The sequence below is a fragment of the Micromonospora sp. A3M-1-15 genome, assembly GCF_024213425.1.
Lineage (GTDB): Bacteria > Actinomycetota > Actinomycetes > Mycobacteriales > Micromonosporaceae > Micromonospora > Micromonospora chersina.
Genome location: NZ_JANAVK010000005.1, coordinates 423,739 through 433,828, shown reverse-complemented (window position 1 = coordinate 433,828; position 10,090 = coordinate 423,739). Strand labels below are relative to the sequence as shown.

Below are 10,090 nucleotides of genomic sequence, written 5' to 3'. Positions count from 1 at the left end.
GGTGGTGCGCTGACGGGTGGTGCGCTGACGGGTGGTGCGCTGACGGGTGGTGCGCTGACGGGTGGTGCGCTGACGGGTGGTGCGCTGACGGGCGGTGCGCTGACGGGCGGCGCGCTGAACGGCGGCGCGCTGAACGGCGGTCCGGTGACGGGTGGCGCACTGGCGGGCGGCGCACTGAGCGGAGGTCCGCTGACGGGTGGTGCGCTGACGGGTGGTGTGCTCACGGACGGGTTGCCCGGGGGCGTGCTCGCGGGCGGGCTGCTCACCTGGCCGGTCGCGGCGGCACCCGGGGACGACGAGGCGGCGATCCGCTCCGCCTCCTCCCGGAGCAGCGGGCCGATCTGCTGCACCTGGATGGTCGGCTTGTCCCACCCCGGCGCGGGGGCTGCCGGGGTGTCGGCGCGTTCGCCCACACCGGATTCCGCCGCATCCGCGACCGGCGGCACGGGCGTCCGGTGTGGTGGCACGGCCGCCGAGGGTGCGGCTGCGGGCGGGGCCGAGGTGGGTGCCGGGGTCGGCGCACCGGACGTCGGCGGGGCGGAGACCGGGATGTGCGGCGGCGGAGGAAGCACGCCGGACGCGGGCGGGGCGGAGGTCGGGGCCGGGATCCTCGGCGCTGGCGGCACGGTCGCGGCGGTGGGCGGAACCACCGGACCGGGCGCAGCGAAGTTCGGCGCGCCCGGCCCCGGGGCGGGCGCGGGCGGCGTCGACACGGGCCGGACCGGAGGCGGGATGACCGGCGCCGGCGGCAACGGGATCGACGGCGCGGCAGGCGGCGCGGAGCTGGGCGCGTGCGGCATGGGGTGCGCGGTAGGCGGTGGTGCCCAGCCATCATGTGGGCCACCGATCGGCGTACCCGCCGTGGAGGCCCGGGTCGGGGGAGCCGACGTCGGCGCGGGGACGGCCGGAGGCGGCGGCAGCGACGCCGAGGCGGGGGCGGCGCTGACCGGCGCGGGCGGCACCGGCGGCGGTGGCGGCAGGTGGGTCGCCGGGCCGGGAGCGGGCGGTGCCCAGGGGGCCGGTCGGTCCGACCCTGGCGGGGGCGCCCACTCGGCACCGGGCACCGGGGGGCCGGCGGAGGGCGCTGGGGGGATGGCGGCCGGCACCGGCGGGGCGGCGGCGGATGCCGCGGGAGCACCGGGGTGGGGCGGGGAGGGCTGCGACGGGTGCGGCTGCTGCACCGCCGGCAGCGACATGGTCGGCCCGGACAGAGCCCCCGGTTCGGGCTGCGGGCCGGCAGCGGCGGCGGAGCCGACGGGGTGCGCGCCGGGCGGGACGGGAGCGGCGGCGGAGCCGCCGAGGTAGTGACGGGCTGCGCGTACCGCGGGGTGGTCCGGACCGAGCACGGCGGGCCCGGCGGTGGCCACGCGGGTGTAGTTGCGTCGGGCCTCGTGCCGGTTGCCGAGCTCCTCCGCCACGCCGGCGAGGTCGAAGCTGAGCGCGAGCATCAGCGGATCGCTGTCGGTGCGGCGACGCTCGCCGGCCGCGTACGCCTCTTCGAGGACCCGCCGGGCGGCGGCGGGGTCGTCGGCCTCGCGGTGCAGTCGGGCCAGCAGGTGGCCGGTGGCGAGTACGTCGGGGTGGTCCTCACCGTAGGCCGGTCGGGCTGCCGCGATCGCGTCGGCGAGCAGGCGGCGGGCGGTCGCCAGGTCACCGGCGGAGCGCAGCGCGAGGGCCTGGTGTTGAGCGGCGGTCAGGGGGGAGGGGTGGGACACGTGAGCAATGCTGCCCGGAATCGCCGGTTCCTCGCTACCCACCCCCCAGGATCCGGTCTCGGCCGCCGTGTCGGACCGCCGGCCTGACCGACTGACCTGGGAAAACGCGGCAGCGTGACGGCGATGTGCATGATCCACCTGGGCCGTGTACAGTAATGCCCCGTGCGGCCCACCGGGCGGCCGAACCGGTGAGAAGATCACCTCGGTCGACAGGGTAGGCTGGACGAGCAGGTCCGGGTGGCGGAATGGCAGACGCGCTAGCTTGAGGTGCTAGTGCCCGTATAGGGCGTGGGGGTTCAAGTCCCCCCTCGGACACCAACGAAATCCCAACGGTGCGTGGCAAGACTTTCACTTGCCCGCACCGTTTGTGTTTCCGCCTCTCGGTCAGGTGCAGCCCGAGGTGAACCCGGCCGGCCGGCGTCCCGGACGACGGTGTGTTCGACGTAGGCACCCACGGCCGGTCGCCGATGCATCTCCGCCCCGGCTGGTGACCACTGCGTACCAGGCGGCGGAACCGGGTCGGGCGCAGCCGGTGAACGGGTAGACCCAGTCGCGACGCGACGCCGAGATGGCCGACACCAAGCCATCATTGATCATCGCTACAGAAGGATCGTCGGGATCGTGAGGCTCCGTTGGGTTGGCGCGGTCACCGTCGCCCAGCAGAGGATGATCAGCATGCAGCCGATGGCCTTCAGCCGCACGGTCTGCAAGCCGCCAGAGCAGGTGTGGCAGCTCCTCACCGACATCTCGGGGTACTCGGCTCTGTTCACTCATGCCGAAGCGACTGAGCTGCTCACCCACCACCCGTTCGGACAGGGCACCAGATGGCGGGAGACCCGCAGCCCTTACGGCCGGCCCGTCACCGTGGACCTGTGCGTGACCGACTGCCAGCCCCAGGCCCGATACCTGGTGGAGTGCCACGCAGGCGGGCATAGCGTCACTGAGTATCGGCTGGTCCCTCACGACGGTGGCCGTGCCACCACCGTTCAGATCACGTACACGGGGTGTCAGGCGGTGGGGTGCAGCTCGGCGAGCAGTGTCTCCACCCGGTTGCGGATCTCGTCCCGGATGGGGCGTACCGCGTCGACGCCCTTGCCGGCGGGGTCTTCGAGCTTCCAGTCCTCGTATCGCTTGCCGGGGAAGACGGGGCAGGCGTCGCCGCAGCCCATGGTGACGATGACGTCCGAGGATTCCGCCGTCTCATACTCCAAAAGCTTGGGCGTCTGGTCGGTGATGTCGATGCCGACCTCCCGCATGGCCTCGACGGCGGCAGGGTTGACCTGGTCGGCGGGTGCGCTGCCGGCGGATCGGACCTCGACGGTGTCGCCGGCGAGGTGACGCAGCCATCCGGCGGCCATCTGGGAGCGACCGGCGTTGTGGACGCAGACGAACAGGACGCTGGGCTTGTCGCTCATGAGGTGCCTTCCATGCAGTACGAGTCGCGGGGCCGGTTGACCGGCACGTCGGTGAGGTCGAAGAACAGCTGGGGGTCGGGGCTGCCGTTGCGGTCGAGCGTCCGGTAGCGGCCCGGGTCGTGACGGCGGTTGAACAAGCCGGGCGAAAGCTCAGCCGCGCTGTGATCGTGTGGGCGATCTGTCATGAGCGGTGGTGGACGCTGGCGTCCTCGTCGGTCGGGACGACGACCTGGTCGGCGGCGGCGCCGGCGTCGGGGTAGAGGGCGGCGAGCAGGCCGACACCGACCGCGAGGCCGACGAGCTGCGCCACGACGAAGCCGGGCACGGACGTGGGTGCGATTCCGGCGAAGGTGTCGGTGAAGGCGCGGCCGATGGTGACCGCCGGGTTGGCGAACGAGGTTGACGAGGTGAACCAGTACGCGGCCCCGATGTAGGCGCCGACGGCCGCGGGGGCGACCGTGGCGCGGCCGGAGCGGGCGAGGGCGAAGATCAGCAGGATCAGCCCGGTGGTGGCGACGACTTCCCCGAGCCACAGGTTGCCGGCGGACCGGTCCTTGCCGGAGAAGTCGACGGCGGCCAGGTCGAACATCAGGTTCGCCAGCACCGACCCGGCGATCGCGCCGAGGATCTGGGCCGTGACGTAGCCGCTCAGTTCGCGGGCGGTGAGGCCGGTGCCGGCACGGCGGCCGAGGAACCAGTCGGCGGCGGACACGACCGGGTTGAAATGCGCCCCGGACACCGGGCCGAAGATCAGGATCAGCGCGCCGAGGGCGAAGGCGGTGGCGGTGGAGTTCTCCAGCAACTGCAGGCCCACGTCGTCGGGGGAGAGGGTGGTGGCCATGATGCCGGAGCCGACCACGGCGGTGACCAGCAGAGCGGTGCCGGTGAACTCGGCCAGCAGGCGCCGCCGAAGTGCGATGGCCATCAGTCTGTTCTCTCCCAAGGTGTTGCTGTCGCGGATGGTCGGGCAGTAATTGGTTATCGGGTGGCGGGTACGTGCAGCTCGTCGAGCAGGCGACGGACGCGCCGCTCGATCTCGTCGCGGATGGGCCGGACGTCGGCCAGGTCGAGGCCGGCGGGGTCGTCGACGGTCCAGTTCTCGTAGCGGGTGCCGGGGAAGACGGGGCAGGCGTCGCCGCAACCCATGGTGACCACCACGTCGGCGGCGCGGACGACCTCGTCGGTCCACGGCTTCGGGAACTCCTCGGAGATGTCGATGCCGCGTTCGGCCATCGCGGCAATCGCCGAGGGGTTGATCTCGATGCCGGGTTCGCTGCCCCCGGACCACGCCACCGCCCCGTCTGCGGCGAGGTGGGTGAAGAAGCCCAGGGCCATCTGGGAGCGGCCGGCGTTGTGGGTGCACAGGAACAGCACCACGGGTCGACCGTCGCGGTGGTGGCCCTCGACCCGGGCCAGGGCCCGCAGCCGCTGGCGGGCGAAGCGCTCGGCGAGCAGTGGCAGGTAGTTGGGGATGCTCGCGGCGGTGGCGAACTGGTCGTAGCTGCTGTGCAGGAACTTCTCGATGGTCGCGGTGCCGTAGATGGCGTCGAACTCCTCTGCCAGCCGGGTTGCGGCGGTGTGCAGAGCGAGTTGCTGGTCGAGCGTGATCTCCTGGTGGATGTGGGCACTGGTGTCGGTCATCGGGTGCCTCTCAACGGGTGGTGGGAGCGAGGCGGTCGACGCGGTCGGCGAGGTCGGCGTAGGCCGCCTCGAACGCTTCGTCGGTGTCGACGCGGACCGGGTCCGGCACGGACCAGTGCAGGCGGGGGCGAACCGGCCCCGTGAGTTCCTCGTGGGCGTTGTCGCAGACGGCGATGACCAGGTCGTCGTCGCGAACGATGTCGTTGACGTGTGCGGTACCGACCGGGTCGAGATCGAGGTCGTGGCGGTGGGCGACAGCAAGCGCCCGAGGATGCACCCGCGGCGCCGGTTTGGTGCCGGCGGAAGCGGCGCGCCCGTTGGTGCGCCGCTTCCACAGCGCCGCGGCCAGCTGCGAGCGGGCGGAGTTGTGGGTGCAGACGAAGACCACCCGACCTACACCCGCCAGCGGCGGTGGCGTGAGAGCGGCGAGGGCTGCCGGCTGGAGTCGCAGGTAGGTGCGCCGTCGGTCGCCCTCCGACCGGCCCCGAACGACAAGGCCCGCGTCGGTGAGCACCTTGACGTGGTGCGCGACCAGGTTGGTCGGCATGTCCAGGTTGTTGGCGATCTCTCCGGGGGAGGCGTCGCCCAGGGTGAGCGCGTCCACGATCGCCAGGCGAGCCGGGTCGCCGAGCGCGGCGTGGATCCGCGCCCGCCCCACCAGGGATGCAAGCTCAGTATCCATTGACTCAACTATTGCTGAGCAATCCTCTATCGTCAAGCCGGCGCGGACCGGCCTTCGCGTCGAGTGGCGAACGAGGGGGTGGGTCAGCAGCAGGTCGCCAGGTAGGACTGCAGGTCCGACAGAGCGGCGACGGTGCCGTCGCGGTCGGCCCGGTAATACACCGTCTTGCCGTCGCGCCGCGAGGTGACGACCCCTCCGCGTCGCAGCAGAGTCAACTGCTGCGAGGCCGTGGCCTGGCTGATGCCTACCCGCTCGGCCACCTCGCCGACGGACATCTCGGCGCCGCGGGCAAACAGCATCATGATGCGCTGCCGGGTGGGGCTGCCGAGGGCCTTGAGGAACTCCTGCGTCTGCGGTGCGAGGCCAGCCGGGGCGGCAGGGCGGTGCGGCTCGGTCGGCTCGTCGGCGGTCTGGCTCATGGTCACACCCTTCCTTGCCCCCATCATATTGTCATTCAACAAAACGACGATATGATCGCGGTGTGACTCAAGCCGATCCCGTGATCATCGTTGGCGGCGGCCAGTCCGGCATAGCCGCCGCCCGCGCCGCCCTGGATGCCGGCCTGCGGCCCGTCATCCTGCACGCCGGCGCCGAACCAGTGGGCTCCTGGCCGCATTACTACGACAGCCTCACCCTCTTCTCGCCCGCCCGCTACAGCGCCCTGCCCGGCATGCCCTTCGACGGCGATCCCGACCGCTACCCACACCGCGACGAGGTGGTCGACTACCTCCGCCGCTATGCCCACACCCTCGACGTCGAGGTCCGCACCCGCGCCCGGGCTGTCACGGTGCGATCCACGCCGGGCGGGCGATACCTGGTACGTACTGACACCGGCGACGAGTTGGCCGGGGTCGGGGTCGTCGCCGCCACCGGCTCCTTCGGCAAGCCGTACATCCCGAGCCTTCCCGGACGCGGTGATTACGGCGGGGACCTGCGGCATGTCGCCGACTACCGGCACCCCGACGGGTATGCCGGCAAGCGCGTCGTGGTTGTGGGGGCCGGAAATTCCGCTGTCCAGGTGGCCTACGAACTGGCTACGCAGGCGCGCGTGACGCTGGCGACCCGCGAACCGGTGCGGTTCCTGCCGCAGCGCATCCGAGGTCGCGACCTGCACCACTGGCTGCACGTCACCGGCGGCGACCGTCTCCCGCGTGCCGTCATCACCCGTATCGTTCGGCACGCCACCGTCCTCGACACCGGCCACTACCGCAAGGCCATCACCTCAGGCGAGCTTCCCCGCCGGCAGATGTTCACCCGCTTCACCGCCGATGGCGTCATCTGGAGCGACGGGACGCACGAAGCAATCGACGCGGTCATCCTCGCCACCGGCTACCGGGCCGACCTCGACTACCTCGCACCACTCGACACCCTCGACTCCGGAGCCCCCCGGCAGAGGGGCGGGATCTCCACCACCCATCCCGGCCTGGTCTACCTGGGGCTGGAGTTCCAACGATCGTTCGCCTCGAACACCCTGCGCGGCGTCGGCCGCGACGCCGCGCACGTGATGGCCGCACTCGCCGCGCAGGCAAGCCGCCGTCCTCGCCTCGAGCGGCAGGGACACCGACGGGCAGCCGCTCAACAACGGCCCGACATCGCAGGGCGGCATTGAGCACGATGGCCGCGCGACGGCACAAGGCGCCGCGCGGTGTGGCGGTGGTCTACCGCTGCGCTGCGGCCCCCGGCTCGATCGACAGCAGGCCGGCGAGCTGTCGCAGGATCTGCGGCCGGGCCCGGTAGTAGACCCAGGTGCCGCGCCGCTCGGCATCCACCAGGCCGGCCTCGCGCAGCGTCTTGAGGTGGTGCGAGATCGTCGGCCCGGTCAGGTCGAACGCCGGGGTCAGGTCGCACACGCACGCCTCGCCGTCCTCGGCGGAAGCGATCATCGACATCAGCTGCAGCCGTACCGGATCGCCGAGGGCCTTGAACGCGGGCGCGAGCACCGCCGCCGTCTCGGCGGAAACGCGGCGTTGCGCCAGCGGGGGGCAGCACGGCGTGTCGGCGGTGAGATCGACGAGGGGAAGTGGCGCCTGTTGCTTTGACATGCCTCTAGGTTGACATCTCTCTAATCAGCGTGCAAGTCTCTGGTTAGACGGACGTCGAGACAGGCGTCCCGTGGAAATGAGGTTCCCCCATGTTCGGCTCTACGCGCCGCCGCCGGTCGACACCCCTGGCTGGTGTCCGGTTCTGCGACTCCTGCGCCCGGGTGTCCACCGCCACCGAGCGGGCCGAGCGCCGCTACGACCGCACCCACGCCGCCGTCTACCCGCTGATCAGCCCCCGGTGAAAGAAGGATTCGACATGACCGAGAACACCTCCGCCGTTGGCGGTTTCACCGGCGACCCCTCCGCCGCCCTTCAGGTCACCGGCTCGGGGGCATGCTGTGGCAGCCCCGCCCAGGCGGTTGGTGGCATCCTCCCGCCGGCCGGTGAGGCCGACGGCGGCGACACGTGCTGCGGCACCCGCCAGGCCGCCCAGGCTGCCGACTCCTGCTGCGGCACGCAGGCGAAGGCAGAGGCGGTCGCCACCGGGCAGGGATGCTGCTCATGACCACCCGCACCGACCTCACGGGCCTGCTCGATCAGGTCAGCGCCGACCGGATGACCGACACCATCGCCACCCTCGCCTCCGGCCCCCTGGCAGGGCGACGCGTCGGCTCGCCCGGCGGCGCGGCCGCCCGCGCCTGGCTCGTCGACCAGCTCACCGCCCTTGACGGTGAAATGCGCACCGAGGACTTTCCCGTCCGCGCGGTGCCCCAGGTGTACGAGGCGCCGGAGGTCACCTGGGGCGACCGGAACGGCTCGCGGCGGCTGGTGTTCGGCCGGCAGGTCGCAATCCACCCCGCCTCCGCCGACACGGTCGACGCCATCCGTGGCGCGCTCGGTGTCGCCGGCACGGACGACCCGGCCGGGCGGTGGCTCGTCGTGCCGGCCGAGATGAGCCTGTTCGACGCCTACCGCGACATCCACGGCGCGGCCGGACTGTTGATCCGCCGCCCGGTCGACGCCGAGGGCTGGCAGTTCACCATGCTCGCCGGACCGGATCCCGGGCCGCTGCCGGTGCTGACCCTCGACCCGGACACCCACCACGCCATCCTTGCCGCCGCGGCCGCGGCCGCGGCCGAGGGCGACGGCTGGCTGGACGGGGCCACACCGCTTCGCCGCGACGACGTCACCGGCACGAACATCCACGCCCGACTCCGACCGCCCGCACCTGGGGCCGTCGACCTGCTGTTGACCGCGCATTACGACGGCGTCGGTGACCACCCGGGGCTGCGTCTCCCCGCAGCCTCGGACAACGCCACCGGCGTCGCCGTGGTCCTCGAAGCCGCCCGCATCCTCACCGCCGGACTGCCCGCAGGCGTGGGGTTGTCCGTCGCGCTGCTCGACGGCGAGGAGGTCGGTGCGCTCGGCTCCGCTCACCACACCACCCAGCTCCGCGCCGAAGGTGCCGCACCGCTGGTCATCAACGTCGACGGTGCCGGTCGCCTGGACGGGGCGGCGGCGGTAGAGGCCGGCGGACCGGCCCACCGCCTTCTGGCGCTGCTCGATCAGGCGGGCCGGCACACCGGCGTCCCCCTGGCGGCGGGCCCGGTCGCATCGGACAACCGCCGCTACGGCGGCGCCGGTTTCGCGGCGATCGGCATCGGCGCCGGCATGGGCGGCTACCACAGTCCCGCCGACACCCCCGACAAGGTCGACCCTGCCACCCTCGGTGCGATCACCCGCCTCGTCGTCGCCACCGCCCACCTCGCCGGGACGGCACCTGCTACGCTTGCATCGTCGATCGGCGATCAACGATAGAAGGAGTGGTGGTGGGCGACCTTCTCGACCGGGACACCGCGCAGACCTACGCCACGTGGTTCCGGGCCCTCGCGGACCCGACCCGGGTGCAGATCGTCGAGTACCTCGCGCGGCACGGCCGGCCGATGAGCGTGGGGGAGATCGTCGCCGCCGTCGGCCTGGCCCAGTCCACCGTCTCCCAACACCTGAAGATCCTGACCGAGGTGCGGTTCGTGCTCGTCGAGCCGCTCGGCACCGCCCGCCACTACCGCATCAACGACGCCTGCGTCGGCTGCTTCCCCTCCGCCGCGGACGTCGTCATGGGCCGCCCCGCGCCCACCCCGAAGGGAGCCTGCTGATGGCCGACCTCACCGTTCGCCCGATGACCTCGGACGACGCCGAACGTGTCCTCGCCATCTACCAGGCCGGCCTCGACGGCGGCGACGCCAGCTTCGAGACCACCGCACCGACCTGGACCGCATTCGACCAGGCCAAGCTGCCCGATCACCGCCTCGTGGCCGTCGACGCGGACGACACCGTGGTCGGGTGGGTGGCGGTGTCGCCGACGTCGAACCGGGCCGTCTACGCCGGGGTGGTCGAGCACTCCGTCTACGTCGACCCCGCCGCCCAAGGACGTGGCGTAGCCCGGCTGCTGCTGGACGCCCTGATCGCCTCCACCGAAGCCGCCGGCATCTGGACCATCCAGTCTGGCGTCTTTTCGGAAAACACCGCCAGTCTCGCCCTGCACCAAAGGGCCGGATTCCGCGTCATCGGCACCCGCGAACGGATCGGTCAGCACCACGGCCGGTGGCGCGACGTGATCCTGCTTGAGCGGCGCAGCCCCGTCATCGCCTGACC

At 72.2% G+C, this 10,090-nt stretch carries 14 protein-coding genes, 1 tRNA gene and 1 pseudogene; 8 read left to right on the top strand and 8 right to left on the bottom strand.

The annotated features are described in order from the left end of the window. Positions 1-1,715 (bottom strand): tetratricopeptide repeat protein (locus NLX85_RS25945; protein WP_254339344.1); only part of this gene is annotated, 1,715 nt, incomplete at its 3' end. Between the two features lie 231 nt (positions 1,716-1,946). On the opposite strand from NLX85_RS25945, the gene NLX85_RS25940 reads away from it, so the two are divergent. Continuing rightward, positions 1,947-2,033, top strand: a tRNA-Leu gene (locus NLX85_RS25940). 348 nt (positions 2,034-2,381) lie between these two features. Beyond that, positions 2,382-2,702: pseudogene (locus NLX85_RS33775) on the top strand (SRPBCC family protein); the annotation flags it as partial. A 20-nt stretch (positions 2,703-2,722) separates the two neighbouring features. Here NLX85_RS33775 and NLX85_RS25935 read toward each other — a convergent pair. The 6 genes from NLX85_RS25935 to NLX85_RS25910 all read right to left on the bottom strand — a co-directional run bounded on the left by NLX85_RS25935 (position 2,723) and on the right by NLX85_RS25910 (position 5,872). Next, complete coding sequence (locus NLX85_RS25935) at positions 2,723-3,130, bottom strand: arsenate reductase ArsC (RefSeq protein WP_254339343.1); 408 nt, start codon at positions 3,128-3,130, stop codon at positions 2,723-2,725. Next, positions 3,127-3,267: a hypothetical protein gene (locus NLX85_RS25930; protein ID WP_254339342.1), complete on the bottom strand. Its 141-nt coding sequence runs from the start codon at positions 3,265-3,267 to the stop codon at positions 3,127-3,129. The genes NLX85_RS25935 and NLX85_RS25930 overlap by 4 nt, the downstream gene beginning before the upstream one ends. Positions 3,268-3,311: 44 nt before the next feature. Continuing rightward, positions 3,312-4,055, bottom strand: coding sequence for an MIP/aquaporin family protein (locus NLX85_RS25925; RefSeq protein ID WP_254339340.1), 744 nt, complete (start codon positions 4,053-4,055; stop codon positions 3,312-3,314). A 53-nt stretch (positions 4,056-4,108) separates the two neighbouring features. Next, entirely contained in the window at positions 4,109-4,771 is a 663-nt protein-coding gene (locus tag NLX85_RS25920) for an arsenate reductase ArsC (RefSeq protein ID WP_308210823.1), read from the bottom strand. A gap of 10 nt (positions 4,772-4,781) precedes the next feature. Continuing rightward, a complete protein-coding gene (locus NLX85_RS25915) occupies positions 4,782-5,453 on the bottom strand; it encodes a helix-turn-helix domain-containing protein (protein ID WP_254339338.1) in 672 nt (223 codons plus the stop codon). Positions 5,454-5,536: 83 nt separating this feature from the next. Next, entirely contained in the window at positions 5,537-5,872 is a 336-nt protein-coding gene (locus tag NLX85_RS25910; RefSeq protein ID WP_254339337.1) for a helix-turn-helix transcriptional regulator, read from the bottom strand. A gap of 62 nt (positions 5,873-5,934) precedes the next feature. On the opposite strand from NLX85_RS25910, the gene NLX85_RS25905 reads away from it, so the two are divergent. Beyond that, positions 5,935-7,062 (top strand): NAD(P)/FAD-dependent oxidoreductase, encoded by a 1,128-nt coding sequence (locus tag NLX85_RS25905; RefSeq protein WP_254339335.1) that lies wholly within the window; start codon positions 5,935-5,937, stop codon positions 7,060-7,062. A 49-nt stretch (positions 7,063-7,111) separates the two neighbouring features. Here the strand turns inward: NLX85_RS25905 and NLX85_RS25900 are convergent, their stop codons facing one another. Further along, positions 7,112-7,495 (bottom strand): metalloregulator ArsR/SmtB family transcription factor, encoded by a 384-nt coding sequence (locus NLX85_RS25900; protein WP_254339333.1) that lies wholly within the window; start codon positions 7,493-7,495, stop codon positions 7,112-7,114. Between the two features lie 89 nt (positions 7,496-7,584). Between NLX85_RS25900 and NLX85_RS25895 the strand changes: the two genes are divergently transcribed. Genes NLX85_RS25895 through NLX85_RS25875 form a run of 5 tightly spaced genes read left to right on the top strand, consistent with a single transcriptional unit; the run spans position 7,585 to position 10,088 of the window. Then, positions 7,585-7,737, top strand: a complete 153-nt coding sequence (locus NLX85_RS25895; protein WP_254339331.1) for a hypothetical protein — start codon at positions 7,585-7,587, stop codon at positions 7,735-7,737. Positions 7,738-7,751: 14 nt separating this feature from the next. Next, the gene (locus tag NLX85_RS25890; protein WP_254339329.1) at positions 7,752-8,000 is read left to right on the top strand and encodes a hypothetical protein; all 249 of its coding nucleotides are present in this window, start codon (positions 7,752-7,754) and stop codon (positions 7,998-8,000) included. Next, a complete protein-coding gene (locus NLX85_RS25885) occupies positions 7,997-9,253 on the top strand; it encodes a M28 family metallopeptidase (protein WP_254339327.1) in 1,257 nt (418 codons plus the stop codon). The genes NLX85_RS25890 and NLX85_RS25885 overlap by 4 nt, the downstream gene beginning before the upstream one ends. 11 nt (positions 9,254-9,264) lie before the next feature. Beyond that, positions 9,265-9,591 (top strand): ArsR/SmtB family transcription factor, encoded by a 327-nt coding sequence (locus NLX85_RS25880; RefSeq protein ID WP_374628420.1) that lies wholly within the window; start codon positions 9,265-9,267, stop codon positions 9,589-9,591. Then, on the top strand, positions 9,591-10,088 hold the full coding sequence (locus tag NLX85_RS25875; protein ID WP_254339323.1) for a GNAT family N-acetyltransferase: 498 nt from the start codon (positions 9,591-9,593) through the stop codon (positions 10,086-10,088). Before NLX85_RS25880 ends, NLX85_RS25875 begins: the two co-directional genes overlap by 1 nt. Positions 10,089-10,090 lie beyond the last annotated feature (2 nt).

Coding starts and splice junctions, on each gene's coding strand:
- NLX85_RS25935 (WP_254339343.1), bottom strand. CDS start 3,130: ATGAGCGACAAGCCCAGCGTCCTGTTCGTCTGCGTCCACAACGCCGGT.
- NLX85_RS25925 (WP_254339340.1), bottom strand. CDS start 4,055: ATGGCCATCGCACTTCGGCGGCGCCTGCTGGCCGAGTTCACCGGCACC.
- NLX85_RS25920 (WP_308210823.1), bottom strand. CDS start 4,771: ATGACCGACACCAGTGCCCACATCCACCAGGAGATCACGCTCGACCAG.
- NLX85_RS25915 (WP_254339338.1), bottom strand. CDS start 5,453: ATGGATACTGAGCTTGCATCCCTGGTGGGGCGGGCGCGGATCCACGCC.
- NLX85_RS25910 (WP_254339337.1), bottom strand. CDS start 5,872: ATGAGCCAGACCGCCGACGAGCCGACCGAGCCGCACCGCCCTGCCGCC.
- NLX85_RS25900 (WP_254339333.1), bottom strand. CDS start 7,495: ATGTCAAAGCAACAGGCGCCACTTCCCCTCGTCGATCTCACCGCCGAC.
- NLX85_RS25895 (WP_254339331.1), top strand. CDS start 7,585: ATGTTCGGCTCTACGCGCCGCCGCCGGTCGACACCCCTGGCTGGTGTC.
- NLX85_RS25890 (WP_254339329.1), top strand. CDS start 7,752: ATGACCGAGAACACCTCCGCCGTTGGCGGTTTCACCGGCGACCCCTCC.
- NLX85_RS25885 (WP_254339327.1), top strand. CDS start 7,997: ATGACCACCCGCACCGACCTCACGGGCCTGCTCGATCAGGTCAGCGCC.
- NLX85_RS25875 (WP_254339323.1), top strand. CDS start 9,591: ATGGCCGACCTCACCGTTCGCCCGATGACCTCGGACGACGCCGAACGT.